This window comes from Mycobacterium sp. NGS40 (genome assembly GCF_059812735.1).
In genome coordinates this window covers 22,292-46,866 of the sequence record NZ_JCALDG010000006.1, presented here as the reverse complement: position 1 = coordinate 46,866, position 24,575 = coordinate 22,292, and the positions used below count along the sequence as shown (strand labels likewise).

Below are 24,575 nucleotides of genomic sequence, written 5' to 3'. Positions count from 1 at the left end.
TTTTCGATCCCGAACGGCGAGGGCAGCACGGTGAGCCACGACTGGACCGATAACCGCAAAAATCTGATGCTGTTCTCCGGCCGGGCGCACCCCGAGCTGGCCGAGCAGGTCGCCAAGGAACTCGACGTGCACGTCACCGCGCAGACGGCGCGGGAGTTCGCCAACGGCGAGATCTTCGTGCGCTTCCACGAGTCGGTGCGCGGCTGCGACGCCTTCGTCCTGCAGTCGAATCCGGCGCCGGTGAACAACTGGCTGATGGAACAGCTGATCATGATCGACGCGCTCAAGCGCGGCAGCGCCAAGCGGATCACCGCCGTCATGCCGTTCTATCCCTACGCCCGCCAGGACAAGAAGCATCGCGGCCGCGAGCCGATCTCGGCCCGGCTGGTCGCCGACCTGCTCAAGACCGCCGGCGCCGACCGGATCGTCACCGTCGACCTGCACACCGACCAGATCCAGGGTTTCTTCGACGGGCCCGTCGACCACATGCGCGGCCAGACCCTGCTGACCACCTACATCAAGGACAACTACCCCGACGGCAACATGGTCGTGGTCTCCCCCGACTCCGGCCGGGTGCGCATCGCCGAGAAGTGGGCCGACTCGCTGGGTGGCGTCCCGCTGGCCTTCATTCACAAGACCCGCGACCCGCGGGTGCCCAACCAGGTCGTCTCCAACCGCGTCGTCGGTGAGGTAGAGGGCCGCACCTGCGTGCTGATCGACGACATGATCGACACCGGTGGCACGATCGCCGGCGCGGTCAACCTGCTGATTGAAGACGGCGCCACCGACGTGATCGTCGCGGCGACCCACGGCGTGCTGTCGGACCCGGCCGCCGAGCGGCTGGCCTCCTGCGGTGCCCGGGAGGTCATCGTCACGAACACGCTGCCGATCGGCGAGGAGAAGCGCTTTCCTCAGCTCACGGTATTGTCGATCGCGCCGCTGCTGGCCAGCACGATTCGTGCGGTATTCGAAAACGGTTCTGTCACAGGACTATTCGACGGAGACGCTTAGATGGCTGCCGAGGCTGTCATCTACCACAATCCCAAGTGCAGCACCTCGCGCAAGACGCTGGAGTTGTTGCGGGACAACGGGTTAGAGCCCACCGTCGTCCAGTACCTGAAGACTCCGCCGTCGCGCGCCGAGTTGGTCAAGATGATCCGCGACGCCGGTATCGACGCGCGCACCGCGGTGCGTAAGCGTGAATCGCTGTACGCCGAGCTCGGGCTGGCCGACGCGTCCGATGACGAGTTGCTCGATGCGATGGCCGAGCACCCGATCCTGATCGAGCGCCCATTCGTCGTGACGGACAAGGGCACCCGGCTGGCCCGTCCGATCGACGCGGTCCACGAGATTCTGTGAGACGGCTCGCGGCCGCTGCCACGATTACCGCGCTGACGACGGCGGCGCTTTCTGTGGTCGCTTGTGGGCCGAAAGCTCCTGACTACTCGACGGTTTGGACGACGAGTTCGACGGCGACGACCACCACGGTCGAGAAACCGGTTCCGTTGTCGCAGTATCTGAACAGCATCGGCGTGACGGGCAAGCAGGTAGCGCCGAGCACCCTGACCGATCTGTCGGTGTCGATACCGACACCGCCGGGCTGGTCGCCGTTCACGGATCCGCATATCACGCCCGAGACGGTGATCTTGGCCAAGGACAAGAAGTATCCGACCGCGCGTCTGGTGGTGTTCGCCCTGAACGGTGACTTCGACCCGGCGCAGGTCATCAAGCACGGCAACGACGACGCCCAATTGTTCGAGAACTTCAAGCAATTGGACTCCTCGATGCAGCCCTACAACGGCTTTCCCTCGGCGATGATCCAGGGCAGCTACAACGGCGACAACGGCACCCGGCTGCACAGTTGGAACCGGATCGTGCTGCCGACCGGGTCGCCGCCGGCCAAGCAGCGCTACTTCGTCCAGCTCACGATCACCGGCCTGGCCGACCAGGCCGCCGCGCAGTCGACCGACATCGACACGATCATCCACGGATTCGTCGTCGCGGCGAAATAGCTTGTGAGACCCCAAGACTGCGATGCCGTGCGACTACGCCGGCCGCTACCCGAGCACAGCCTTGCGGCCGGTTCAAAAGGCACTGTTGTCAACGCTTTTCAGGTTCGCGGCCAGCCGACGGCATACCTGGTGGAATTCCCGGATTCCGGCGACAGACCCTTGGTGATCATCCACGTCGCGCAGGAGGACCTCGAGGTCATCTGGCGGCCGCAGTAGCACAACGCCTGGCCGCGAGACTGCCGACTCGCCGCGAGCCCTCGAACACTAGGGTTGTCACTCATGACTGACTGGACCGCCGCCGATCTGCCGTCATTCGCCGGGCGCACCGTGGTTGTCACCGGCGCCAACAGTGGGCTGGGTGTGATCACCGCACGCGAGCTGGCCCGAGTCGGCGCGACGGTCATCATGGCCGTGCGCGACCCGCGCAAGGGCGAGAAGGCCGCTCGCGACATGCGCGGCCGGGTCGAGGTGCGTCAACTCGATCTGGCCGCTCTGACGTCGATTCACCTGTTCGCCGAGGGGGTCGACACGGTCGACGTGCTGATCAACAACGCCGGCATCATGGCCGCCCCGTTCGCCCTGACCGCCGACGGCTTCGAGAGCCAGATGGGCACGAACCACTTCGGTCACTTCGCGCTGACCAACCTGCTGCTCCCCAAGCTGACCGACCGGGTCGTGACGCTGACATCGATGGCGCACTGGGCCGGCCGGATCGACTTCGACGACATCAACTGGAAGAACCGGCGCTACTCGCCCTGGCTGGCCTACAGCCAGTCGAAGCTGGCCAACCTGCTGTTCACCAACGAGCTGCAGCGCCGGCTCAAGCTGGCGGGTTCACCGCTGCGCTCCCTGGCGGCCCACCCCGGTTACTCGCACACCAATCTGCAGGGCGCCACCGGCCGCAGGCTGGGCGACGCGATGATGTCGGCTGTGACCCGGGTGGTGGCCACCAGCCCCGAGTTCGGCGCGCAGCAAACGCTGTACGCCGCGTCGCACGACCTGCCGGGCGACACGTTCATCGGTCCCAAGTTCGGCTGGATCGGCCGAACCCAACCCGTCAGCCGCAGCCGGCACGCTCAGGATCCGACCGCGGCAACCGCGCTCTGGGAGGTCTCCGAGCAGCTCACCAGCACCAAATTTCCGCTCTGAGGTGCCGATGCGCTACCCTGGCCGGGCGTCACGGCGAGGGTGCAGGCTGCTAGCCGGCACCGTTATCGACGGAGACCGACATATGTCGCGACCCTGGCCGTGCCTGGAAACTTAGGTACAAAGCACACAGGAGCGACACGATGGCTAAGAAATCCGCGGTCAACCAACTCAGCGTCACGGTCCGAGCCGAGACCGGCAAGGGTGCGTCCCGGCGGGCCCGGCGCGAGGGCAAGATTCCCGCGGTCCTCTACGGCCACGGCAGCGAGCCCCGGCACCTGGAACTGCCCGGGCACGACTTCGCGGCCGTGCTGCGGCACTCGGGCACCAACGCGGTGCTGACCCTGGACATCGAGGGCTCCGAACAGCTGGCGCTGACCAAGGCGCTCGACATCCACCCGATCCGTCGCAACATCCAGCACGCCGACCTGCTGGTCGTGCGCCGCGGCGAGAAGGTCGTCGTCGAGGTCTCGGTCGTGATCGAGGGTGAGGCCGGACCGGACACCCTGGTCACTCAGGAGACCAACACCATCGAGATCGAGGCCGAGGCCTTGTCGATTCCCGAGCAGTTGACCGTCTCGGTCGAGGACGCCGAACCCGGTACCCAGTTCACCGCCGGTCAGATCCCGCTGCCGTCGGGCGTCAACCTGGTCTCCGACGCGGACATGCTGGTGGTCAACGTGGTGAACGCTCCGACCGCCGCCGACCTCGAGGAAGAGGGCGCGGGCACGACCGGCGAGGGTGCCGAAGCCGCGGAAGAGGGGGCCGGCGAAGCCGAGGCCTCCGAAGAAGAGTCCGAGTAGGCAGTCGACGACGTGGCCGATCCTCTTCTGGTGGTCGGCCTGGGCAATCCCGGAGACAACTACGCCCGAACCCGGCACAACCTCGGGTTCATGGTTGCCGACCTGCTCGCCGCGCGACTGGGCTCAAAGTTCAAGGTGCACAAGCGTTCCGGCGCCGAAGTGGTCAACGGCCGGCTCGCCGGGCACTCGGTGCTGGTGGCCAAGCCGCGCTGCTACATGAACGAGTCCGGCCGCCAGGTCGGCCCGCTGGCCAAGTTCTACTCGGTGGCGCCGGCCGACATCATCGTCGTCCACGACGAACTTGACCTCGACTTCGGTCGCATCCGGCTCAAGCTCGGCGGCGGCGAGGGCGGCCATAACGGGCTGCGTTCGGTGGCCTCGGCGCTGGGCACCAAGGACTTTCAGCGGGTGCGCATCGGCATCGGGCGTCCGCCCGGACGCAAGGATCCAGCGGCGTTCGTGCTGGAGAACTTCACCGCGGGCGAGCGGCCCGAAGTCCCGACGATCTGCGAGCAGGCCGCCGACGCCACCGAGCTGCTGATGGAGCTGGGGCTGGAGCCGGCGCAGAACCGCGTCCACGCCTGGTAATTCACGTCAGGTGTGCGTCCAGGGGCGACCCCGCCCGGCGTGTCGCCGCCGCCAGCGCACAGTCAAATCCCTCAGCGCACACCGCACGCCGCGGGAAATCGCTACCCGGTGACCAGCGTTACGGAGTTGGACCGGCGCAGCTTGCCCGACGGCGTCTTCGGGATGGTGCCCGGGCCGAGCACCACGACGTTGCGGGGCCGCATGTCGACCTCTTTGAGTACCTCGCGGGCGACCTCGTGTTCCATCCGGCGCACCTCGGCCGGGTCGCCGAACGCGTTGGACTCGACCGCGACCGCGAACGTCTCGCGTGAGTGGCCGGCGTCGAGGCGGACCGCCACGGCGCAACCGGGGCGGACACCGTCGACGCGGCAGGCCGCCCGCTCGATGTCGGTCGGGTAGATGTTGCGCCCGGCCATGATGATGACGTCCTTGACGCGGCCGCACACCACGATGTGGCCGTCCTCGTTGATGTAGCCGAGGTCGCCGGTGTCGTACCAGCCGTGCTCGTCCTGAGCGGAGATGAAGCCGCCCATGGTCAGGTAGCCCGGGGTCAGCGACTCGCCGCGCAGCTCGATCACGCCGACACCGCGCGGGGGCATCACGTTGCCCTGCTCGTCGATGATGCGGGCCTCGAGATCCTTGAGCAGCGGGCCGAGCGTGGCCAGCCGGCGGGTGTTGCCCTTGGTCGCGGGTACGGCCCGGCGCAGGGCGGCCAGCAGGTCGGCGTCCACCTCGTCGACGACGAGACCGGCGTTGCACTCCGAGAACGACACGGCCAGCGTCGTCTCGGCCATGCCGTAGGCCGGCAGGATCGCCGAGGATCGCAGGCCGAACGGCTTGCCCGCGTCCAGCAGGTCCTCGACGTCGGCGGGCTCGACGGGCTCGGCGCCGGACAGCGCGAAGCGCAGGGTCGACAGGTCGAAGTCGCCGGCCTTGGCCTGGCGGCGCAGCCGCTTGGCCAGCAGCGCGTAGGCGAAGTTGGGCGCCGCGGTCATGGTGCCCTTGTACTTGTCGATCAGCTTGGCCCACAGCAGCGCGTCACGCAGGAAGTCCATCGGCGTGACCTTGACCAGCTCCGCGCCGAAGTACATCGGAATGGTGAGGAAGCCGACCATGCCCATGTCGTGGAAGCAGGGCAGCCAGCTGACCATCACATCGTTGTCGATGTCGTACTGCGCGCCGATGAACATGGCCTCGGCGTTGGAGTAGATGTTGCGGTGGGTGATCTGCACGGCCTTCGGCGAGCCGGTCGAGCCCGACGTCAGCTGCATCAGCGCCAGGTCGTCCTCGCCCACCTCGATGGGGTCGATCGGCTCCGACGCCAGCAGGTCGGTGACGGTGAGAACCTTGATGCCCTTCTCTTCCAGCACCGGAATCGCGACCAGGAAGGGCTCGGAGACGATCACGACCTGCGCCTCGATCATGCCGATGACGTTCATCGTGTCCTCGGCCCACACGGCCAGATCCGTGCGCGGAGTCGGCTGGTGGAGCATGGTCAGGCTGGCGCCGCGCATCCACAGACCCTGCGCGGTGGGGGCGATCTCTACCGGGTAGCCGGCGAGCACGCCGACGGCGTCACCGAGGCCGATCCCCGCGGCGGCCAGGCCGCCCGCGATACAGCGCGCGCGCTCGTGGACCTCGCCCCAGGTGTGGCGGACGGGCTCGTGGGGTTCACCGGTGACCATGCCCTTCTTGGAGACCCGGGCATTGTGGAACATCTTCTCGGTAAACCTGCTCACGCAAACCTCCTCGGTTCCGGCGCTATCCCCAAGACCCGAAATTTCATGTTCCGCTCGCCGGGCAACACTTTGCAGCAGGCGCGCGAGCACAGTTGGGAAGCGGTTAGATCTCGAAATAGTGATTGGTCAGCAACCCCGTCTCCGGTTGCCCGATCAGCGCGACGACCCCGACCCGCCAAGCCCGGTCGGCATCGACCAAGCGGCCGTCCACCGCAACTTCCGGCGGACGGCCAGACCGAATGCTCGAGCTGATCGATAGTGGTCACCGCGAGTTATCTTAAACTCCTCTTAAGTAGCAACCCACCATTTCGGCAATTTGAGTCGGATTTCACAGCTCGTTCAGTCGTCGGTCATCGGCGTCGGGACCACGCGGGCGCCCGGCACCGGACCGGTGGCGACGCGGACCGTGCGGCATACACCGGCGCCGGACAGGTGCGTGCCGATGTCGACCGCCGAGGACGCTGAACTGCACAGAAACGCGCACGTCGGGCCCGAGCCGGACACGATGCCGGCCAGCGCCCCCGCCTCTTCCCCCGCGCGCAGTGTGCGCCGCAGCGTGGGATTCAGGCTGGCCGCGGCCGCCTGCAGTTCATTGCCCAGCAGCGGTGCCAGCTGTTCGGGATCGCCGGCGGCCAACGCGGCCAGCACCGGCCCGGGCTCGGCGAGCCGCGGCGTGTTCGCGGTTTCCCGCAGCCGGTCGAGCTCGCCGAACACCTTTGGCGTGAGCAACTCGCCGTGGGCGAACGCCAGCACCCAGTGGAAGGTGTTGCGGGAAAGCACCGTGGCCAGCTCCTCGCCCCGCCCGGTGCCCAATGCGGTGCCGCCGTGCAGGGCAAACGGCACGTCGCTGCCCAGCCGCGCGGCCAGCATGCGCAGATCGCGGCGCGGCACGTTGAGCTCCCACAGCGAGTTCATCGCGACCAGCACCGCCGCGGCGTCCGCGCTGCCGCCCGCCATGCCGCCGGCCACCGGGATGGATTTGTCGATCATGATCGAGACGTCGGGCGCGCGGCCGACGTGTTCGGCCATCAGCTCCGCGGCCTGCCAGGCCAGGTTGCGTTCGTCGGTGGGCAGCGTGTCGGCACCCTCGCCGACCAGCTCAAGCGACAAGACGTCGGCATTGCGCACGGTCAACTCGTCGAGCAGCGAGACGGCCTGAAACACGGTCGTCAGCTCGTGGTAGCCGTCGTCGCGCCGGTCGCCGACCGCGAGGTACAGGTTGACCTTTCCGGGCACGCGGACGGTGACGGACCCGGTGGGCACCCACTGCGCGGCGGTGCTGCCGTCAGACATGCGCAGTCTCCCAGCCAACCACCGCCACGGCAGCAGACTATCGCTGCGGCAGGCGAACCACACGCAACGGCGCCGGGCTCAGCCGCCGGATGCCTGCGGCTGCGCGGGGTCGCCGGACCGGCGCAGCAGCCGCACGAAGTCGTCGATGGACAGCGTCTCGCCGCGGCGGGCGGGATCGATGCTGGCCGCCAGCAAGCGATTTGCCGATTCGTTGCCCGAGCCCGCCCACTCCGAGAACGCGTTGCGCGACGTCTTGCGCCGTTGCGCGAACGCGATGTCAATTAATTCGAACACCTGGCGCCGGAAGGCGTCGTCCGTGGGCCATGGCGCGCGGTCGTACCGGTCGATGCGGACCAGCCCGGAGTAGACGCGGGGCACCGGCCAGAACACGGTCGGCGACACCATGCCGCACCGGCGAACCCGCCCGAAGAAGCGCACCTTGACGCTGGGCACGCCGTACTCCTTGCCGCCCGGCTCGGCGGCCAGCCGCTCGGCGACCTCGGCCTGCACCATCACGGTGACGGTCGCGAGGGTCGGGAATTCGGCGAGCAGATGCAGCAACGCCGGGACCGCGACGTTGTAGGGCAGATTCGCGACTAAGGCTGTTGGGCCGGACGGCCCGGGGGCCAGCTCGTCGCGCCGCAGGTTCAGCACGTCGCGGTTGAGCACCGTCAGCCGTTGGATCTCGCTGTGGGAGTGCTCACCGACGGTCTGCGGCAGCCGCTCGGCGAGCACCGGGTCGATTTCGATGGCGGTGACCGTGGCACCGCGGTCGAGCAGCGCCAAGGTGAGCGAGCCGAGACCCGGGCCGACCTCCAGGACGTGGTCGGCGCGGCCGATTCCAGAAGTCGAAACTATCCGCCGGACGGTATTGGCGTCGTGGACGAAGTTCTGGCCCAACGATTTTCGTGGCCGAAATTCAAGTTCTTTGGCCAGCCGCCTGATATCGGTTCGTCCGAGCAGCTGGATTGTCAGCGCGCACCGGCTCTTCCGCTGCACACCGGCCAGGCGCCCCAACCCTGGCGCTCCCTGGTCACCTCGGCGACCGTGATCTGCTCGTCGCGGCTGGCCAGGTCGGCGCGCGGGGCAAACCGCAACCCGCCGTTGCGCTCCCACGTACTTTGATCGAACTGCACGCCGCCGTAATAGCCGTTGCCGGTATTGATCGCCCAGTTTCCACCGGCCTCGCAGCCGGCGATGGCATCCCAGATGGATCCATCGGTCACCGGCGGCACCTCGGTGCCGGGCTTGGTGCCCACCCGCACCACCGAGTCGCGCGCCGGCGCGATCACGATGTTGGCGATCGGCAGCCGGCCGGTCTCCACTCCGTTGACCGTGGCCACCGCGTAGGTCACGTCTTGGGTGCCCGGGCTCCCCGGGTCCTCGACAACCTGGCGGCTCATGTTCATGTCGGGGTCTTCGACCTTGCGTGCGTTGGGCGCCAACGGGACCCGCTCGGTGACCTTCTCGATGCGGTTACGCGTCACCTGGATCTGCATGCCGTCGACGATCGGCGCCGTCGCGGCGGGCACCACCTGATCGCTGTCTTGCAGCGGCACGCCTGCCGCACTCAGCAATCCCGCGACGTTGGGCGCCGGCAGGTGCACCATGCGGATGTTGCCGCCGTCGTTGATCTGGACGCTCTTAGCGCTGACGACCGGCAGGGCCATGCCGGCCAGCGGAACCCGGCTGGCGCGCGAGGCGGCTGCCGGAGCGGTGTCGGTCATCGCGAGCTGCGCCAGCGCTTCGTCGACGGTGGAGGCGGTCGTCCACACCTGCTTGGTGTCGCTGCCGTCCAGCGAGATCTGCAGCGGCCGGCTGCGGCGCAGCGTGATCTTGTCCGCATCGTGGATCTGCACGTCGGCGGCGGGGTACAGGTCGTCGCGCTGATCGACGACGTAGCCGTTCTCTTCGACGATGTCGATCACCTTCGACTTCATCGTCGTCACCCGCATCGCGATGCCGTCGACGGTCAACGTCACCGTCTTGGACACCGAGACCGCGAAACCGCCGGCGACCGCGAGCGCTACCAGCAGCCCTGAAACGACGAGCCGCAACATCGGCGATGGGGTCTGATGAAGCCTTCTCAGTACAGTCAACGCGCGTCTACCCCGACCTCAGCAACCACTTAACGACCTACCCAGCAGCATTCGACAACAGTGCAATAAACCAACAATTCGATCACAAGACGGTAACGAACCGGTCAAGCTGGAGCAACTCCGGCGCGAATATGTTGTGGAAATCACCCGCCCGATTCGACGAGTCCGTAGACCCGTCCGGCATTGCTCGTGGTGATTCGGGCTAGTTCCTCCGCCGGACGATCGAGCAGTTCCGCGATCGCACGAACAGTATAAGGAAGGCAATACGGCTCGTTGGGCGCGCCGCGATAAGGATGTGGTGTCAAAAACGGTGCGTCGGTTTCCACCAGCAGCTGTTCAGCCGGCACCTGCGGCACGGCCTCGCGCAGCGCGCGCGCGTTCCGGAAGCTCACCGTTCCGGACAGGCTGACATACCACCCGGCGTCGGCGCAGCGACGGGCCATCGCGCTGTCGGACGAAAAGCAGTGGAAGATCACGGTTTCGGGAGCGCCTTCGGCGTCCAGCACGTCGAGCACCGCAGCGTCGGCGTCCCGGTTGTGAATCATCAGCGGCTTGCCGCACCGCTTGGCCAGGTCGATATGCCACGCGAAGGCCTCCCGCTGCACATCGGGCGCGGCGCAGCCGTCCAGCCGACCGGGCCAGTACAGGTCCATTCCGCTCTCCCCCACGGCCACCACGCGGGGATCGGCGACCAGTCGCTCGATCTCACCGCGCGCCGCGTCATCGAGGGCGTTCGCGCGCGTGGGGTGCAACGCCACCGCGGCGTACACACGCGGGTCCCAGCCGGCAGCCCGGGCCGCCCACCGCGCCGAGTCCAGATCGTCGGCGATCGTCACGACGGCCCCCACCCCCACCGCGGCGGCACGGTCGAGGATGGCCGCCACGCCGGCGGCGTCGTGGGCGCCGCAGCCGTCGAGGTGGGTGTGCGCATCGATCAGGGGCGCCAGCGGCGCCGGGGCGGGTGGCGCTTCTCGTTTACCAGGTCGGCTGGAGCTCACGCGCACACAATAGGGTGAATCTCGATGAGGCCCTATTACGTCACTACTGCGATCGCGTATCCAAACGGCGCGCCGCACGTGGGTCATGCCTACGAATACATCGCGACCGACGCGATCGCCCGCTTCAAGCGGCTCGACGGTTACGACGTGCGGTTCCTGACCGGGACCGACGAGCACGGCCAGAAAGTCGCCGAGACCGCGGCCGCCGCGGGGGTACCGACCGCCGAGCTGGCCCGGCGCAATTCCGATGTGTTCCAACGCATGCAGGAAGCGCTGAACATTTCGTTCGACCGCTTCATCCGCACCACCGACGCCGACCACCACGAGGCGTCCAAGGAGATCTGGCGGCGCATGCAGGCGGCCGGAGACATCTATCTGGCGACCTATTCCGGGTGGTACTCGGTGCGCGACGAGCGCTACTTCAGCGACTCGGAAACCGAGGTGGTCGACGGAACCCGGATCGCCACCGAGACCGGCGCGCCGGTGACCTGGAGCGAGAAGGAGCAGACGTTCTTCTTCCGGCTCTCGGCCTACGCCGACAAGCTGCTGGCCCACTACGAGGCCAATCCCGACTTCATCGGACCCGAGGTGCGGCGCAACGAGGTCGTCAGCTTCGTCTCGGGCGGGCTGACCGATTTCTCGATCTCGCGAACCACCTTCGACTGGGGCGTGCAGGTGCCCGAGCACCCCGACCACGTCATGTACGTCTGGGTCGACGCACTGACCAACTACTTGACCGGTGCCGGATTCCCCGACACCGGCTCGGAGTTGTTCCGCCGCTACTGGCCCGCCGATTTGCACATGATCGGCAAGGACATCATCCGGTTCCACGCGGTCTACTGGCCGGCGTTTCTGATGTCGGCCGGAATCGAGCTGCCGAGAAGGGTTTTCGCGCACGGGTTCTTGCACCACCGCGGCGAGAAGATGAGCAAATCGGTAGGCAACACCATCGACCCGGTGGCGCTGGCGGATGCGTTCGGCGTGGACCAGCTGCGCTACTTCCTGCTGCGCGAGGTGCCGTTCGGCCAGGACGGCAGCTACAGCGAAGAGGCCATCATCAACCGGATCAACACCGATCTGGCCAACGAGTTGGGGAACTTGGCGCAGCGTTCGTTGTCGATGATCGCCAAGAACCTCGACGGCGTGATGCCCGAACCCGGTGAGTTCACCGCCGCCGACTCCGACCTGCTCGCGACGGCCGACGCGTTATTGGAGCGGGTGCGCGCGAATTTCGACGAGCAGGCCATGCACTTGGCACTCGAGGCGATCTGGCTGATGCTGGGCGAGGCCAACAGATACTTTTCGGCCGAGCAGCCGTGGGTGTTGCGCAAGAGCGAATCCGAGGCGGACCAGGTGCGCTTCCGGACCGTGCTCTACGTCACCTGCGAGGCGGTCCGCATCGCGGCACTGCTGGTGGCGCCGGTGATGCCGGAGTCGGCCGGCAAGTTGCTGGACCTACTCGGGCAGGCCGACGGCCGGCGGACGTTTGCCGCGATCGGTGCGCGGCTAACCCCTGGCTCGGTGCTGCCGGCGCCTACCGGGGTGTTCCCCCGATACCAGCCAGCTTCCGAAGACGAGTGAGCGAAAACGAATGGCAGCAAACCGCCGTCAGGGCACACGACAGGAAATATGTGCAACATGACCTCTGGCATAGACCATAATCGCTCTGTGGAGCGACGACAGAATCGGCACCAGCACAATCAATCGCCGATGACCACCTTGAAGCAGCTGCCTGCCCTGGTGGTGCTGGAGCGGATTCCGGTCCCAGTGCTGGCCGTCGGCGACGACGGGGCGATCCTGTTCACCAACACCGCATTTGCGGAGATGGTCGGCTACGAACCCGAAGAGGTGCTGGCGCTGCGCTTCGGCGAGGTTTTCCACCGGGCTCCCGACTCGGAATCCTCGCTGCTGTCTGTTGTCCATGCCCTGGCGAACGAGGTCGTCGAGTTGGCACACAAGGACGGGTCGGTCGTGCGTGCGCTGATGAGCAAATCAGTGGGGATGCGCGCCGACGACCGATTCGCCCTGGCGACCTTCCAGGATCTGACCGAGCAGCTGTGGGACGACGAGCGCTGACGTCCCGTGAACCCTTGAGCCCGCCGATCAGCGCCGGGCTCGCAGCACGATCACTCCGGCACCGACGACGGTCACCGCGAGCCATGCGCCGCCCACCCACCACAGCCACCCCAGGTCGGAGTGGTCCTCGGGTGCGTTGACCGGACCGGCCGTCGGCGAGTGTTCGACGGTCACCGGGTCCTGTCCGGCCACGGCGACCACCGCGACACCCTTGAGCCGCTGCCAGCGCTTGTTGTTGTCACCGCCCAGCCACCGGATCAGCTCGTCGACCTGAGCCGACGTGCCGTTGGACGTCGCGACCAGCAGTGACCGGCCATGGTTGAAAACCGTTTGGAGAGAACCGAATTTCATCACCGGATCCAGCGCGAGCGTGGTCGGTTTGCCGTCGGCCGTGTAGGCGTTGACGGTGATCGGCCCGCTGGGTCCCGCCGACACCGGAAGTACGACGTTGGAATGGTTCCACCCGTCGGCCGAAATCAGGATCGCGGGATTCGACGAATCGATGGCCTGCTGCACGCTCGTCACATGGGTGTAGATGGGCGTCGAACTGATTCGCTGCAGACCCACCACCAGGCTGACGGCGCGCAGGGTGTCCGGCAGCGAGTGAGCCTCGATGCCCACCTGGACCCGGGGCATCAGCGCCTGGGGCAGCGACTGGAAGCCGTCGGGTACCGGCGGTGTGGCGGGCTTGCTCTCAATAGTGGTGTCGCCGTTGATGTTCAGCGTCAGTAGCTGGTTCCCGGGCCCGGCGGTGTAGAAGTCCCCGCAGTGTCCCACGTTGCTGGCCACATCGAGCACCACGTCGAGGCTGGTGTAACGCTGCAGCAGCCGGTCGGGCACATCCACCCAGCGGTCGATGGTGCCGTGGCCGTCGGTCGGGAAGTGATCGATGGTCTCCGGGCCGATGTTGACCGTGACCTGACCGCCGATATTGGACGGGGTCGGGGTGTAGGAGCCCTGCAGATGCACGCGCACGTTGCGGATGGACCTGCCGAACCGGGTCTGGTCCAACCCGATCGACACCCGCGGCTGCAGCGAGGTGGCGTTGGCGACGGTCTGCCCGAGGTCGCGCATGGTCGTGCTGTCGCCGGGCTGTTGCGGGTTGGGCTTGAGTTGTTCCACGACGGCCTTGGACGAAACCGCCAGCTGGGACAGGTCATTGAACAGCACGGCCGTATCCGATTCGTCGGCCTCCCCCAGCGGTCCCGACATCAGCAGGTACGTCGCCGCACCGGAGCCTTGCAGGGCCAGCCCGTTGTCCGACCCCTCTTTGACGACGATCTGGCGTTCCAGCGATTGCGGCGGTGCCGGCGGCGCGACCTGTCCTTCGGGCAATGGGACGACGGCAATCTCGGGGTTCTGCCGGCCATAACGCGAGGCGGCCGAGGCGGCCAGCTGAATCGCCGTGTCCGACTCCGAGGACGACGGCGATTGCGGCAGGTAGATGCTCAGCTTCTTCAACACCGGCGGCAAGAAGTGCGCCACCGTGGTGGGCGGCTGTTCGACGCCGGTGTAGCTGATCGACGGACTGGACAGCCGCAGCGGGCTTTCCGGGTACAGGCAGACCCCGTCTTGGGGCACCAGGTAGGTCCGCAACGTGATCGTCAGCCAGTTGTCGACCACTTCCGCACCGGCCAGCGGGATGACCAGCGGTGAATTGTCCGTGCCGGGCAGGTTCAGCCGCGCCAGGGTGCGCTGGTCCTGGCTCACGGTGAGCGTGCCCGTCCGCAGATTGATCGGCAGCTCGACGGTGGTGTTCAGCGCGGTCGGCGTCAGCCCGCGCAGCACCGGCACGGTAAGCACTTGTGTGCTGGTCAGGCCCCAGAACTCCAGGTTGGGCGCGGACCCGAGGTCGGCCAGCGACAGGGTCAGCGAGTCCGTCGTCGTACCCGCATCCGAGGGCGCGGCGCCCGCGGGTGGGGCGCTCACGACCAGGAACCCGATCACACCGGCCAGAGCAGCAAGCCTGGCTACATACTTCTGGTACACCACCGGAACAGTATGCATTCTTTCGGTACGTTGTCGAAACGGCGCGCAGTCCAGGCGGCGGGCCGAGGCCCGCGGTGGGCATTCGCCCAGGCTCACCCGATTTCCGAGACCGCGGCGCTGTCGCGACGCATCGCAGCGGGCCGGGCATGGCGCAAGGCCTCGCGGGAAAGGAACTGACGGAAGTACGCCAGCGACGCCTCCGAGACGATGCCGGGGAGCAGCAGTTCCCACACCCGGGTCAAGCGCTCGAGGTCACCGGTGCCGCCACCCTCTTTATCCAGACCGGATATCGCGTCGGCCAGCGCCCGGGCGCCGAACATGGCGCCGACGATGGTCTCGCTGACCCATTCGGGATTGAGGTCTGGGCGCAGGTCACCCTCGGAGATCGCCCGCCTGGCCTCGGCGGCCAGCAGCTCAACCATGCCTGCACAGAAGTGCCCCGCCGCTTGGTTGAAACCGCGCAACGTGCAGGTCAGCTGCTCGGCGGCGCGGGCGGTCTGGTCCGAGCTCAGCATCCCGACGATCGTGAACGTGCCATGCAGCAGGTTTTCCAGCCCCGGTGAGGCCTTCCCGCACACGTTCCGGAACGCGTTGAGCAGCGTGTCGGCACCCTCCTCGATGATGGCCGACGCGAGGGACTCTTTGGAATCGAAGTGGTGGTAGAGGGCGCCTTTGGTCATCCCGGTGCGCTCGATGATGGTGCCCCAGCCGGCGGCCGAATAGCCGACCTCGCCGAACACATCGATGGCGGCGGTAAGGATCTTTCGCCGGGTGACCTCAGACCGGACCTGGCGCGCCATTACCCCTGCTCCTCCGGAGTGTCATCGAGCGCGCAGATAACGGTGATCTCGTCTCACATTGCGCTGCAACAGAATCAAGATTAACAGCAGTCGCAAATCCGGCCGGGATGTTCGCCCTGGTTACGGCGAATCGTCGGCGGTCGACGGGGGCGCGGCGGGGGTTGAACTGGTGTTGACCGCCAGCGCGGCACGTCGCCGCAGGAATTGACGGAAGTAGTCGTCGCGGTCGGGTTGCAGGATCCCGCTTAACAGCAGGCCCCAGCACTTTTCCAGGTCGAGCAGGAACCGCTCGGGATCGTCCAGATTGCTGGTCTTGCGCAGCCCCATGTGCAGGGACACCATCATGCGTCCCACGTCCAACGGTTCGCACCGTTCGTCGACGTCGCCCTCGGCGATGGCCTGTTGCACGACGTCACCCAGGGCTTTGATCCACTGATCCAGCAGCTTCTCCTGTAGTCCTTCGGAACGCCCGACCGACTCGATCAGGTTCAATCCCGCCCTGACCTGGTCGGTCTTGCTGTCCTGAATCGCGATCAGGTACGAGAAATCGATCAGCGTCTCCAGGCCCGACAGACCGCGCGTCACCAGGTCCTGGACGGCCAGGGCGCCCGCTTCGGTCTGCCGGTCGATGATCGCGACCGCCAAGGCGTGCTTCGACCGGAAGTGGAAGTACATCGCACCCTTGGTCAGTTCGGCCTCGGCGAGGATGTCGTCGAGCCCCACCTCGTGATAGGCACGCCGGGCGAACTGGTGCGATGCGGCGCGCAGGATGTGTCGGCGGGCCGCATCGGCCCGTCCGTCGGTTGAATGGCTCGTCATCGAAGCGGACAACTCGGCTCTCCGGCACCGGGGGATCGCCGATCGCTCGCCGGCGGCAATCCCCTGCCGATGCGGAATCTTGCTAGGCCCGCATGTGTCCCCGCTGCGAGGCCCTGACCTGGGGTGATCGCCATCATATCGATGATGCCTTCCTCGAGCAGGGCGCACACCTCGGCTCTTCAGCGGTTGGCGCAAACCCGCACCGCGATTCTCGGGACGACATTTGAACTGTTTCTGAGATTAGCAGCACGGTCACAAAATTAGCGGCTGTGTTCACCAGAACCTCGATACCTGTAGTCAGCATCACTCGCAGAACGTTGACTATTGGTATGTTTTTTACGCTATTATCAACTAGCCAGTTTGTTATAGCGAACCTCTCGGGGATGGAAAACATGTCGTTCGTCGTCACTCAGTCGACCAGCCAGGCCGCACCGGCCCGCGCGGCTCGCTGACCCAGGGATTCAGACAATGGACTTTGGCGCTTTGCCCCCGGAGATCAACTCCGCGCGGATGTACGCCGGCCCCGGCCCGTCTTCGATGGCGATGGCTGCGGTGGCCTGGGCCAACCTGGCCACCGAACTGCATTCGGCTGCGAGCTCATACCGAACGCTGATCAGTGGACTGACCACCGGACGGTGGCTGGGCCCCACCTCGCTGACCATGGCGTCGGCCTTCGGTCCGTACGTCGCGTGGATGTCGGGCGCGGCCGCGCGGGCGGAGGAGGCGGCCAGCCACGCCACGCTCGCCGTCGAGATCTATGAAGCCGCCTTCGCGATGACCATTCCACCGCCAGTGGTGACGGCCAACCGGGTCCAGCTCGCGACGCTGATGTCCACCAACTTCTTCGGCCAGAACTCGGCCGCGATCGCCGCCAACGAAGCCGAATACGGCGAGATGTGGGCCCAGGACGCCGCGGCGATGTACCAGTACGCCGGAAACTCGGTGGCCGTCTGCGACGTCTCCCAGTTCAACCTTCCGCCGAAGGTCACCGATGACGCCGGGTTGGTCGCCCAGAGCAATGCCGTCAGCCAGGCCACGGTCTCCACCGGATTGCAGCACGCAGATCTGGCGAACCTGGTCTCGCAGGTGCCCACCACGATGCAGTCGCTCACCACGCCCGGCACCAGCACGGTGTCGACGGGCACCAGCACCGCAGTTTCGGACACGCTGACCAACCTCGCGTCCCAGGTGCCCAACTGGCTGCCGAACTACCTCAACGCGGGCGCCACCCCGCTGTACGGGATGTCCTCCGTGCTGTCGATGGCCCAGACCGCGCAGGGTATGGCCCGGACGGCCGCGGAGGGCGCCGCGGCCGCCGCCCAGGGTGCGGCGTCGGGTGCGGCAAGTGCGGCCTCGGCGCTGCCGAACATCGGATCGAGCGTAATCGGCAGCCTCGGCACGGCGGCCCACCTGGGCCCGATGTCGGTGCCCACGGCCTGGACCAGCGTGATCCCGCAAACCCCGATGGCGGCCGCCGCGCTGCCGAACATCGCCCTCAACGGCAGCTCGATGCCGAACATGCTGGGCGGTCTGCCCATGGCGCGTGGCACCGCGCCGCGCACTCCTCCGGTTCCTCGCTACGGGCTCATCCCCACCGCGATGGCTCGCCCGTTCGCCGCCGGATAAGGACATGGGTTCCGATGAATGCCTTGTACAGAAGGAGCGGTAGGTGAAGTACACGCCAACGAAGGTCGCCGGCGTGACCATCGTCGACATCGAACCGCAGCGGGACCACCGCGGCTTTTCGTCGCGCTTGTTCTCCGCCAAGGAGTTCGATCGTTACGGCCTGACGTTCAAAGTCACCGAGACGGACGTGTTCTTCAACTACACCCGCGGCACGGTGCGGGGTCTGCACTTTCAGGTGCCGCCCTTCGTCGAGTCCCGGTTGTTGCGCTGCACCCGCGGTGCCATTGCCGCTGCTGTCGTCGACATCCGGCCCGATTCGCAGACTTTTGGCGACCACATGATGGTCGAGCTGAACGCCGACAATCACCGGGCGCTGTTCCTGCCGCCCTTCGTCGCCTACGGCTTTCAGACGCTGACCGCCAACACCGAGGTCAACTACCAGGTCAGCGGTCATCGTGAGCCAGCCGACGAGCAGGGATTGCGCTGGAACGACGCGGAATTCGGAATCGAGTGGCCGCTGCCGGTCACCGTCATCTCCGAGGAGGACGCCAGCTGGCCGGCGTACGCGCCGCGGCCCGTGCCGATTGTGAGCGCCGCATCATGCTGAGGGGCGCCGCGACCGCGCCGGCTCCTCAGGTGATCTACCCGTCATGTGCGAGCTGAGGACGCCGAGCCATGATCATGCCGATGTCTCCGGCACCGTCCGCGACGGCGTTCCGCCCCAACCAGCGACCGTATAAGCGGAGGGCAACAGGGATGATCTCGTTGCCGGGTGGTCGACTTCCTGGTTCCGCGCTGGCCACTCAGTCGGCGCCGATGCCCGACACCAAGGCCGCTCGCCGCTGGCAAGACCTGTACGCGGGACGGCTGCGCGCCAGCGACACGCTGATCGTCTCCGGTTCGGTCATGCTCGCCCAACTCGTCCGGTTCGGGGAGTCGCCGGCCCGGACCTCGGCCTACTCGGGACCGGTCATGACGCTGTTCTCGATTCTCTTCGCGGCGCTGTGGCTGTCGGCGCTCGCCGTGTTCCAGACGCGGTCTGCGCGCATCATCGGGTCGGGCATCGACGAGTACCGCCGGATCGGCAGCGCGTCGTTCTGGACGTTCGGCATCATCGCGATGGTCACCCTGCTCGCCAAGGTCGACCTGGCCCGCGGCTACCTCGCGATCGCGCTGCCCGCCGGCACCTTCGGACTGCTGGCCAGCCGCAGCCTGTGGCGCCAGCACCTGGGCAGCAAGCGGGCCCGCGGCCAATGCCAGACCAAGGTCCTCGCGGTCGGTGACCGCCAGGCCGTCGCGCACCTCGCGCACGAGCTGGCCCGCGACCCCCGGGCGGGGTGCGTCGTGGTCGGGGTCTGCATTCCCGGATACGGCCCGTCGCGCGGCAACACCCTGGTGGTCGAGGGCCGCGAGGTCCCGATCCTGGGTGACGAAAGCCACGCGGTGGACGCGATCGACAACTGCGGTGCCGACACCGTGGCGGTGACGCGGACCGAGCACTTCGGGGTCCGCGGGATCCGAGAACTGATGTGGCAGCTGGAAACCAAGGACGTCGACCTGGTCGTCTCACCCGGCGTGATGGACGTCGCCGAAGCGCGACTGACCCTGCAGCTGACCTCCGGGTTGCCGCTGCTGCACGTCGAGAAGCCGCAATACGAAGGCACCCAGCGCTTTCAGAAGCAGGCCTTCGACTTCTGTTTCTCGCTGGCCGCGCTGATCGCGACCGCGCCGGTGCTGATCGTCGCGGCGATCGCGGTCAAGCTGACCAGTAAGGGACCCGTCTTCTACCCGTCCGAGCGCATCGGCATGGACGGCCGCCCGTTTACGATGCTGAAGTTCCGCACGATGACCGACGGCGCCGACCAGCAGCTCGACCAGCTGCTGGCGCAGAACGAAAGCGCCGGCGGCATGCTGTTCAAGATGCGCCGCGACCCGCGCGTCACGCCGGTCGGCCGGATCCTGCGCCGCTTCAGCATCGACGAGCTGCCGCAGTTCATCAATGTGATCAGGGGCGACATGAGTGTCGTCGGGCCGCGCCCGCCGCTGCGCCGGGAAGTCGAGAACTACGACGGTGACGTCGCGCGCCGGCTGCTGGTGAAGCCGGGCGTCAGCGGATTGTGGCAGGTGAGCGGTCGCTCAGAACTTTCCTGGGAGCAAACCGTCCGGTTGGATCTGTCCTACGTCGACAACTGGTCGATGGCGGGCGACCTGATGATCATCGCCAAGACCGTCAAGGCCGTCCTGACAAGTCACGGCGCATACTAGGGAGTCATGACTGAGCCGACGGCACCCGGTGCGGTCGTACCGTCAGTGCCGCTGCGGCGGATGGCTCACGCGTTCTCCATCCAGCTGATCTGCCGCGCGCTGGGCATGATGGCCTCGGTGGTGTCGGTGGCCATGACCGCCCGCTACCTGGGTCCCGGGCGGTACGGTCTGCTGTCCATCGCGATGCTGTTCATCGCCATGTGGACCAGCCTGGCCGACCTCGGCATCGCCACCGTGATCGTGCGGCGGGTGACCTCCGGCCGCGGCGACCTCGAGCGCCTGGTCCGCGTCAACAGCGGTATGGCCCTGGTCTACTGCGTTCCGCTGGCACTGCTGGCGGCCGGGTCGGGCTTGCTGATCTATCACGACTCCGATGTGCAGGTGATGCTCATCGTGCTGTCCGGGGCGCTGCTGATGCAGACCATGGTGACGCGGTTCGAGCCGGTGTTTCTTGCCACCGTGCGGTTCTCCGCCGTGGCGATCTCCGACGTCGTCGGCCGCCTCGGCGCGCTGGCGATGGTCGCCATCCTGGTGGCACAGCGCGCCGACGTCATCTGGTTCGCTGTCGCACAACTCATTCCGCCCGCCGTGGCGCTGCTGATCCAGGGCGCCGCCGCGATGCGGCACATCTCGGTGCGGCCGGTCTTCGCGCCGCGCGAGGCCACCGACCTGTTGCGGGAAAGCCTGCCGCTGATCGGATTCCTCGTCGTCGGGCTGCTGTACTGCCGCGCCGACGGCGTGATCCTGTCGCTGTTGAGCACCCACTCCGAGGTCGGTGTGTACGGCCTGGCCTTCACGATCGCCTTCAACACGATCGTGGTGTCGCTGATCTTCCTGAAGTCGACGCTGTCGACAGCCACCGAGCTGTTCGCGCGTGACGTCGTCGCGTTCGCCGGCTTTCTGCGCCGCAGCGTCGAGCTGATGTACTTCGTCGCGGTGCCGGTCGCGGTGATCGGCGCGTTGCTCGCCGGTCCGTTGATCGGGCTCTTCGGCGACCAGGCGTTCGTCGCCCGCGGAACCCCGACCCTGGCATTGCTATTCATCGCCGCGGCACTGCGATTCGTCAGCGGCACGCTCGGCCAGGGGCTGGTCGCCAGCCATCATCAGCGGATCCTGTTCTGGTTGACGATCGCCACCCTGGTACTCAACGTCACGCTCAACCTCTCACTGGCCGGGCGCTACGGTGCGGTCGGGCCCGGTGTCGCGCTGGTGTGCACGGAGTTCTTCAACATGGTGATCAGCAGCTGGTGGCTGCGCCGGCATTGCGGCTACCGCACACCGATGGCCTTCCTGCTGCGGGTGCTGGTGCCGACGGGCGCCAGTGTCGTTGTCACACTGCTGCTTTCGGGCCATCACGTGGTTGTCGTCCTGGCGGTGGCCGCGGCCGTCTATCTGGCCACCAGCGCGGCGGTCGGTCCGCTGCGCTGGTCGGACCTGAACTCGCTGCGCCGGAGTCAGCTCGCGGCATGAAGCACGAGTTGGATCGGTCCTATCTCAAGCAACCGGTCGGCGACTCGGCCGCGCTGCCGTCGACGCGGTCACTTGCGGTGCTGATCGTCGCGCAGGGCTCCGCTGACGCGCTGGCGCGTTGCCTGGCCGGCGTCGCCGAGCACCTGCCCGAGCTGCCGGTCTACGTCTATGCCTGCGGCGAGCCGGCCACCCGGTACCCGACGGTGCACTGGGTGCCCGGATCGGCCAATGTCGGTGTCGCGGCGGCATACAACGCGCTGGTGCAGCATGCGCCACCCGACGCCGATCTGCTGTTGCTGCGTGCCGACACCCGGCTGCTGGGGCCCTTGACGCGCACCCGGGAGTTGCTGCGCCGGCCGAAAGTCGCGGCGGTCTCGCCGATGGCGCAGGACACGGCGGCCCGCCGCAAGCCCTGGGACGTCGCGACCCGGCGCCACACCGTCGCCCGCGCGCTGATGGCCGACGCCGGCTACTCCGACTCGCTGCGCGGCACCCCGATCTCACCGCACTATGCCCGACCGCCGCTCGAATCAGACAGTCTCGACGGCGATTTGGACGGCACCTGTCTGGCGATCAACCGCGCGGCGTGGAACACCATCGGCGGCTTCGACGAAGAGTTCTTCGGCTACGGCGAAACAGCCGACTGGCAGGCGCGGGCCCGCGCGGCGGGCTGGCGGTTGCTGCTGGCCGACGAGCTCGGTGTCGATCGGGGCGGCCCGGTGGCCGGCCGGGGCGACCAGCGCCGCCGCGAACTGGAGTTGGCCCGCACCAACACCGCGCTACTGCTCGAGCACCAGAAGAGCGTTCATCACGCGGATCTGTATCTGGCCGGGACCACGCTGCTGCACCGCGTTCAGCGGTCCAGGCGCGAGGTGCCCGTCGCCCGCCGCACCGACCTGCCGTCGATCGTGATCTCCAGCAACCGCCTGGTCTACGGCGGCGCTGAACGCCAAAAGGCTTTGCTTGCAACGGAATTAGACCGGCGCGGCTACTCGGTCACCATCGTCTGCGTGCAGCGGTTCGGCCCGTTGATCGCCGAGATCCCGGCTACCGTGCGCGTGGTGCGCCAGCCCTGGTGGGCGCCGGTGATCGACCTACCCGAGGGCCCGGCCGTGCTGATCACCGCCGATACCAACACCGAGGCGGGCTTTGCGACGTTGTGGCGCGCGGCCGGCAAGGGCCGGCGCTGGCTGGTCGCGCCGCATGTTCCTCCCGAGCAGGACCGGCCCATCTATTCCCGGCCGCTGACCGTCGCCATGCGCCGGGCGGACGGGTTCATCGTTCTGGCGCAACGGCATTGGGACATGCTGGCCGCACAGCATCGGCTGTGGGGCCGGCGTTTCGTCGCCCCCAACGGCGTCGCCCGGGCCGGCGATCCCGTGCCACCGGCCCGGACCAGGACCGCCGGCGAGCCGTTGCACCTGGTGATGTTGTCGCGCATCCTCGAGCACAAGAATCCGCACCTGCTGGTCGAGGCACTCGCCGGGCTGGCCGATATGCCTTGGCAGCTGTCGATTTTCGGTGACGGCCCGGACCGGGAGAGACTGCAGGCACGAACGCCCGCGCAATTGCGCGACCGGGTGCACTGGCGCGGCTGGGTCCCCGGCCCCGAGACGGCGCTGGCCGACGCGGATCTGCTGTGTGTTCCCAGCCGCTCCGAGGCCTTCCCGCTGGTGATTCTCGAGGCGATGGCCCGGTCGATACCGGTTGCGGCGTCCGCGATTTGCGCCGTGCCGGAGATGCTGGATTTCGGAAAGGCGGGATTCCTCGTCGATCCCGTGTCGGTGTCGGGATGGCGAGAGCGCTTGGCCGGCATCCTCGCGCAGCCCGACGAATTGCCGCCGATCGGGCGGCGCGGCTTCGAACGCATGCACAAGCACTACACGGTGGAGGCGATGACCGACGCCTACATCGAGGCGATCAACGCGGTGCTGTGAATCCGGTTGTGCCGCTTCGGACTTACTGCTCGCGCGGGCCCAGGATCTTTTCGATCGTGCGCAGCGATGTCCGGTGCTGCGAGTACCGGCCGGAATAGAGGAAGTACCGGGGTTCGACGTAGAGCTCGCCGATGTCGGTCGGCACATCCGCAAAGTGCTGCGACAGCGCGCTGTCGACGAAAAAGGCATTGGTACCCGAATGGGAATTGCAGCACACCAGCCGGTAGTCGAAGCGCGCGAACATGGCGACGAAGCTACTCAGCGACGCCCCGAAGTAATCGTCGGACTGCCATTGGTGGTCGGGGTCGTAGCTGATCTGAAATTTCACCGGCGGCGGGAACTTGGCGTTGTACTCGACGATGAAAAGCGTCGGTCGCATCCCGTCTGCCAGCAGCTTTTCGATCAGGTAGATGTCGTTGCCGTCCAAATCCAGCGAGACGACGTCGACCGCGCCGGCATCGATGCGCCGCAGGCAGGCCGCGCTCAGCGCCAGGATGTTCTCCGCGGTGATCCAGGCCTTCTCGTAGGTGAAGTGCGGACCGTCCGGGTAGGTGACCGCCAGCTCCTGTCCCCCGACCCAGAAGCCCTTCCAGCCCAGCGCGGCGAGAATCAGCGTGTTGTTTTCCGTCCCGTCGCCGACGCCGAATTCGGCGAATACGCCGTCCTCGAGCCGGCCGACGCGGCGCAGGATCTCCAGCGTGATGCCGTCCTCGTCCGTCGACGAAAAACACTTCTTGCCCGCGCGGTTCAGCGGATTCGGATGGTTCGCCTTCAGCGACTGAGAATGATCGAAGAGGATCAGATCCTTGAGCTGATCCCGCGTTTGGGTGCCGAGGATGCGCCGGATCTTTTCCTTGAGCGTCTCTTTGGGCATTTGGTCACTAAAGCTACCATCCCGAGACCGTGGAATTTGCG

At 67.0% G+C, this 24,575-nt stretch carries 23 protein-coding genes; 14 read left to right on the top strand and 9 right to left on the bottom strand.

What is annotated here, in order from left to right:
- The first annotated feature begins 30 nt into the window (after window positions 1–30).
- From AC5Y5O_RS11260 to pth, 7 genes are all read left to right on the top strand, one after another.
- A complete protein-coding gene (locus AC5Y5O_RS11260; RefSeq protein ID WP_096289838.1) occupies window positions 31–1,011 on the top strand; it encodes a ribose-phosphate diphosphokinase in 981 nt (326 codons plus the stop codon).
- On the top strand, window positions 1,012–1,359 hold the full coding sequence (gene arsC, locus AC5Y5O_RS11255; protein ID WP_096289839.1) for an arsenate reductase (glutaredoxin): 348 nt from the start codon (window positions 1,012–1,014) through the stop codon (window positions 1,357–1,359).
- Window positions 1,360–1,382: 23 nt separating this feature from the next.
- On the top strand, window positions 1,383–2,012 hold the full coding sequence (locus AC5Y5O_RS11250; protein ID WP_500025429.1) for an LpqN/LpqT family lipoprotein: 630 nt from the start codon (window positions 1,383–1,385) through the stop codon (window positions 2,010–2,012).
- Window positions 2,013–2,039: 27 nt separating this feature from the next.
- Window positions 2,040–2,228, top strand: a complete 189-nt coding sequence (locus tag AC5Y5O_RS11245; RefSeq protein ID WP_165796469.1) for a DUF4926 domain-containing protein — start codon at window positions 2,040–2,042, stop codon at window positions 2,226–2,228.
- Window positions 2,229–2,291: 63 nt separating this feature from the next.
- The gene (locus AC5Y5O_RS11240) at window positions 2,292–3,161 is read left to right on the top strand and encodes an oxidoreductase (protein ID WP_500025181.1); all 870 of its coding nucleotides are present in this window, start codon (window positions 2,292–2,294) and stop codon (window positions 3,159–3,161) included.
- Window positions 3,162–3,301: 140 nt separating this feature from the next.
- On the top strand, window positions 3,302–3,961 hold the full coding sequence (locus AC5Y5O_RS11235; protein ID WP_096289843.1) for a 50S ribosomal protein L25/general stress protein Ctc: 660 nt from the start codon (window positions 3,302–3,304) through the stop codon (window positions 3,959–3,961).
- Between the two features lie 12 nt (window positions 3,962–3,973).
- Window positions 3,974–4,549, top strand: a complete 576-nt coding sequence (gene pth, locus AC5Y5O_RS11230) for an aminoacyl-tRNA hydrolase (protein WP_096289844.1) — start codon at window positions 3,974–3,976, stop codon at window positions 4,547–4,549.
- Between the two features lie 101 nt (window positions 4,550–4,650).
- Here the strand turns inward: pth and AC5Y5O_RS11225 are convergent, their stop codons facing one another.
- The 5 genes from AC5Y5O_RS11225 to AC5Y5O_RS11205 all read right to left on the bottom strand — a co-directional run bounded on the left by AC5Y5O_RS11225 (window position 4,651) and on the right by AC5Y5O_RS11205 (window position 10,684).
- Window positions 4,651–6,288: a fatty acyl-AMP ligase gene (locus AC5Y5O_RS11225; RefSeq protein ID WP_096289845.1), complete on the bottom strand. Its 1,638-nt coding sequence runs from the start codon at window positions 6,286–6,288 to the stop codon at window positions 4,651–4,653.
- A 339-nt stretch (window positions 6,289–6,627) separates the two neighbouring features.
- Entirely contained in the window at window positions 6,628–7,581 is a 954-nt protein-coding gene (locus AC5Y5O_RS11220) for a 4-(cytidine 5'-diphospho)-2-C-methyl-D-erythritol kinase (RefSeq protein WP_423790933.1), read from the bottom strand.
- A gap of 78 nt (window positions 7,582–7,659) precedes the next feature.
- Window positions 7,660–8,589, bottom strand: a complete 930-nt coding sequence (gene rsmA, locus AC5Y5O_RS11215) for a 16S rRNA (adenine(1518)-N(6)/adenine(1519)-N(6))-dimethyltransferase RsmA (protein WP_096291339.1) — start codon at window positions 8,587–8,589, stop codon at window positions 7,660–7,662.
- On the bottom strand, window positions 8,553–9,680 hold the full coding sequence (locus AC5Y5O_RS11210) for a resuscitation-promoting factor (protein ID WP_207768592.1): 1,128 nt from the start codon (window positions 9,678–9,680) through the stop codon (window positions 8,553–8,555). The genes rsmA and AC5Y5O_RS11210 overlap by 37 nt, the downstream gene beginning before the upstream one ends.
- Window positions 9,681–9,823: 143 nt before the next feature.
- A complete protein-coding gene (locus AC5Y5O_RS11205) occupies window positions 9,824–10,684 on the bottom strand; it encodes a TatD family hydrolase (RefSeq protein WP_500025175.1) in 861 nt (286 codons plus the stop codon).
- 18 nt (window positions 10,685–10,702) lie between these two features.
- On the opposite strand from AC5Y5O_RS11205, the gene metG reads away from it, so the two are divergent.
- Window positions 10,703–12,259, top strand: a complete 1,557-nt coding sequence (gene metG, locus AC5Y5O_RS11200; protein ID WP_500025173.1) for a methionine--tRNA ligase — start codon at window positions 10,703–10,705, stop codon at window positions 12,257–12,259.
- 129 nt (window positions 12,260–12,388) lie between these two features.
- The gene (locus AC5Y5O_RS11195) at window positions 12,389–12,754 is read left to right on the top strand and encodes a PAS domain S-box protein (protein WP_096289849.1); all 366 of its coding nucleotides are present in this window, start codon (window positions 12,389–12,391) and stop codon (window positions 12,752–12,754) included.
- A 27-nt stretch (window positions 12,755–12,781) separates the two neighbouring features.
- Here the strand turns inward: AC5Y5O_RS11195 and AC5Y5O_RS11190 are convergent, their stop codons facing one another.
- From AC5Y5O_RS11190 to AC5Y5O_RS11180, 3 genes are all read right to left on the bottom strand, one after another.
- Window positions 12,782–14,761, bottom strand: a complete 1,980-nt coding sequence (locus AC5Y5O_RS11190) for a hypothetical protein (protein ID WP_096289850.1) — start codon at window positions 14,759–14,761, stop codon at window positions 12,782–12,784.
- A 74-nt stretch (window positions 14,762–14,835) separates the two neighbouring features.
- The gene (locus tag AC5Y5O_RS11185; protein WP_096289851.1) at window positions 14,836–15,543 is read right to left on the bottom strand and encodes a TetR family transcriptional regulator; all 708 of its coding nucleotides are present in this window, start codon (window positions 15,541–15,543) and stop codon (window positions 14,836–14,838) included.
- Window positions 15,544–15,663: 120 nt separating this feature from the next.
- Window positions 15,664–16,362 carry a TetR family transcriptional regulator gene (locus tag AC5Y5O_RS11180; protein WP_500025169.1) on the bottom strand — a complete coding sequence of 233 codons (699 nt, stop codon included), beginning with the start codon at window positions 16,360–16,362 and terminating at the stop codon, window positions 15,664–15,666.
- A 468-nt stretch (window positions 16,363–16,830) separates the two neighbouring features.
- Between AC5Y5O_RS11180 and AC5Y5O_RS11175 the strand changes: the two genes are divergently transcribed.
- From AC5Y5O_RS11175 to AC5Y5O_RS11155, 5 genes are all read left to right on the top strand, one after another.
- Window positions 16,831–17,988 carry a PPE family protein gene (locus tag AC5Y5O_RS11175; protein WP_096289853.1) on the top strand — a complete coding sequence of 386 codons (1,158 nt, stop codon included), beginning with the start codon at window positions 16,831–16,833 and terminating at the stop codon, window positions 17,986–17,988.
- A gap of 43 nt (window positions 17,989–18,031) precedes the next feature.
- Complete coding sequence (locus AC5Y5O_RS11170; RefSeq protein WP_096289854.1) at window positions 18,032–18,595, top strand: dTDP-4-dehydrorhamnose 3,5-epimerase family protein; 564 nt, start codon at window positions 18,032–18,034, stop codon at window positions 18,593–18,595.
- Window positions 18,596–18,804: 209 nt separating this feature from the next.
- Entirely contained in the window at window positions 18,805–20,253 is a 1,449-nt protein-coding gene (locus tag AC5Y5O_RS11165) for a sugar transferase (protein ID WP_243394217.1), read from the top strand.
- A gap of 6 nt (window positions 20,254–20,259) precedes the next feature.
- Window positions 20,260–21,723 (top strand): flippase, encoded by a 1,464-nt coding sequence (locus AC5Y5O_RS11160; protein WP_096289856.1) that lies wholly within the window; start codon window positions 20,260–20,262, stop codon window positions 21,721–21,723.
- Window positions 21,720–23,660 carry a glycosyltransferase gene (locus tag AC5Y5O_RS11155; protein WP_096289857.1) on the top strand — a complete coding sequence of 647 codons (1,941 nt, stop codon included), beginning with the start codon at window positions 21,720–21,722 and terminating at the stop codon, window positions 23,658–23,660. The genes AC5Y5O_RS11160 and AC5Y5O_RS11155 overlap by 4 nt, the downstream gene beginning before the upstream one ends.
- A gap of 22 nt (window positions 23,661–23,682) precedes the next feature.
- Here the strand turns inward: AC5Y5O_RS11155 and AC5Y5O_RS11150 are convergent, their stop codons facing one another.
- Window positions 23,683–24,534 carry a hypothetical protein gene (locus tag AC5Y5O_RS11150; RefSeq protein ID WP_096289858.1) on the bottom strand — a complete coding sequence of 284 codons (852 nt, stop codon included), beginning with the start codon at window positions 24,532–24,534 and terminating at the stop codon, window positions 23,683–23,685.
- Window positions 24,535–24,575 lie beyond the last annotated feature (41 nt).

Excerpts from the sequence above, each read along its gene's own strand:
- arsC (WP_096289839.1), top strand. The coding sequence starts at position 1,012 with ATGGCTGCCGAGGCTGTCATCTACCACAATCCCAAGTGCAGCACCTCG.
- AC5Y5O_RS11240 (WP_500025181.1), top strand. The coding sequence starts at position 2,292 with ATGACTGACTGGACCGCCGCCGATCTGCCGTCATTCGCCGGGCGCACC.
- AC5Y5O_RS11235 (WP_096289843.1), top strand. The coding sequence starts at position 3,302 with ATGGCTAAGAAATCCGCGGTCAACCAACTCAGCGTCACGGTCCGAGCC.
- AC5Y5O_RS11220 (WP_423790933.1), bottom strand. The coding sequence starts at position 7,581 with ATGTCTGACGGCAGCACCGCCGCGCAGTGGGTGCCCACCGGGTCCGTC.
- metG (WP_500025173.1), top strand. The coding sequence starts at position 10,703 with ATGAGGCCCTATTACGTCACTACTGCGATCGCGTATCCAAACGGCGCG.
- AC5Y5O_RS11195 (WP_096289849.1), top strand. The coding sequence starts at position 12,389 with ATGACCACCTTGAAGCAGCTGCCTGCCCTGGTGGTGCTGGAGCGGATT.
- AC5Y5O_RS11190 (WP_096289850.1), bottom strand. The coding sequence starts at position 14,761 with ATGCATACTGTTCCGGTGGTGTACCAGAAGTATGTAGCCAGGCTTGCT.
- AC5Y5O_RS11185 (WP_096289851.1), bottom strand. The coding sequence starts at position 15,543 with ATGGCGCGCCAGGTCCGGTCTGAGGTCACCCGGCGAAAGATCCTTACC.
- AC5Y5O_RS11180 (WP_500025169.1), bottom strand. The coding sequence starts at position 16,362 with ATGACGAGCCATTCAACCGACGGACGGGCCGATGCGGCCCGCCGACAC.
- AC5Y5O_RS11175 (WP_096289853.1), top strand. The coding sequence starts at position 16,831 with ATGGACTTTGGCGCTTTGCCCCCGGAGATCAACTCCGCGCGGATGTAC.
- AC5Y5O_RS11165 (WP_243394217.1), top strand. The coding sequence starts at position 18,805 with ATGCCCGACACCAAGGCCGCTCGCCGCTGGCAAGACCTGTACGCGGGA.
- AC5Y5O_RS11160 (WP_096289856.1), top strand. The coding sequence starts at position 20,260 with ATGACTGAGCCGACGGCACCCGGTGCGGTCGTACCGTCAGTGCCGCTG.
- AC5Y5O_RS11155 (WP_096289857.1), top strand. The coding sequence starts at position 21,720 with ATGAAGCACGAGTTGGATCGGTCCTATCTCAAGCAACCGGTCGGCGAC.
- AC5Y5O_RS11150 (WP_096289858.1), bottom strand. The coding sequence starts at position 24,534 with ATGCCCAAAGAGACGCTCAAGGAAAAGATCCGGCGCATCCTCGGCACC.